The 1,630-nt window shown below is 42.3% G+C and carries 2 protein-coding genes; both read right to left on the bottom strand.

Translation table 11 applies throughout. The features are described 5' to 3' along the window. A partial coding sequence (locus B2067_RS04230) for a hypothetical protein (protein ID WP_301387569.1) occupies positions 1–933 on the bottom strand: 933 nt, incomplete at its 3' end. A gap of 388 nt (positions 934–1,321) precedes the next feature. Continuing rightward, a partial coding sequence (locus B2067_RS04225; protein WP_349676785.1) for a CysS/YqeB C-terminal domain-containing protein occupies positions 1,322–1,630 on the bottom strand: 309 nt, incomplete at its 5' end.

The following is a 1,630-nucleotide window of genomic DNA, read 5'->3' as shown; positions in this document are numbered from 1 at the left end:
CCGTTTTATCGGGGCAAGATCACTTGTCCGCTGCAATGCTTTGTTAGCCTTTTTGTGCTTCCGGTTTATAAGGTATAATCGGAAATTGCTCAATATAGTTAACAATTTCCCAACAACCACATAAAAAAGCCAGCTGTAATGTTTTGCTTCAAATACTTTTTCAAATTCGTGCCCGTAATTTTTCTTTCTTAACTCATCTGCATCGATGACTTCCACATCAACACACTTAAGATTTCCATTTATTGCTTGGTCTGTTAAAAAATCCTCAAGTTTTTCACGCGAAGAAAGTGACTCTTCAGAAAGTCTGAAATTTTCGAAACGAGGGCGTTTGTAGTCATTTGGGTATACGGGTACTGTCTTCTTATAACCATCTTCAGTCAGCAACCTCACCAGATACTTAACATCTGAACCATAATATCCTGCACTTTCTTTAGGGCGCATTGGCAAGACAGAAGCTGTCATGTGGTTATCAAAAAAGTCAAAAATTGGATCCCATCTTTTTATCCATTCTTTCACTACATACTTTCCGTGCGAGGTAGATAAAACAAGATTCTTTTTTACTTTTCCTGACCCAAGAAGCTCATTAAGCTTGATGCGATTCATATTCAAAGAGTAGAAATCTACTGGGCCATAATGGCTCGAATACGACTCATAGGGTTTCAAAATTTTAGGGTCGTGTTCAAAATCATCAAGCTCAATGTAATAGTTAGGGCCAATCCTCAAGAACACCTTAAATATGATTACTGATCTGTCTTTGAAATTTTCTAGGGTGACGCTGTCAACATATCTATCTTCGGCGTAAGCGCTTGAGATAATAGTAAACTGACCCTTTATGTGCATTCCCGACTTTCGCCAGTAATTCCTTACCACAAAATATAACGCAATAAGCGGAACAGCTAAGCCTACAAACGGAAGAAAATCTTGAAAATTCAATTCATGCTCCCATGAGGCTAACAGGTTATTAGTGTGCGTGCGCGTTTATCCTGGAACACTCTTTCGAGGTTTCTGGGATAACTCATTGACAGCATTGAAGAATCTTCCATAACTTAAACCTCCCTTCCAGGAAAACGCGCACGCCTGTTATTTCGATAGTCCTGCGCACATAAACTTGTAAACCAAGCTTGTAAGTTTCTGATTCGTATGACGTTTACCGTACTACCCTGCGGCAAAACGCGCAAGCTCGAGTGTAAAGCGTGCCAGATTTCCGCGAATCTCGGAAATATACTATTGTTATACACAGTACATCTTTACATTCATGAGATACAAAAACGCCGGGCATTGCCCGGCGTTTTATTCGTTAATCTAGTACTTTTTTATTAGATTACGATTTCGACCAGGTCGTCCCTTCCGGTCCGTCTTTCAGCACAATGCCTTTAGCAACCAGCTCATCACGTACAGCGTCTGCTGTCGCAAAGTCTTTGGCTTTTTTGGCTTCTGCACGCTTCTGGATCATTTCTTCGATCCATTCCGCTTCATCACCAGCACCCGACTGTAGGAAGCTTTGCGGATCAGACTGCAAGCAGCCCAAGACACCGCCCAGATAACGAAGCTGGCCCGCCAGTGCGGCCTGCTCTTCGCCTGATGCTTTGTTCAGGTCGCGCACCAGATCAAACAGCACGGCGATAGCAAC

This window comes from Thalassolituus sp. UBA2590, assembly GCF_002339775.1.
Taxonomy (GTDB): Bacteria; Pseudomonadota; Gammaproteobacteria; order Pseudomonadales; family Oceanobacteraceae; genus Thalassolituus.
This window is presented reverse-complemented; position numbering and strand designations above follow the sequence as displayed.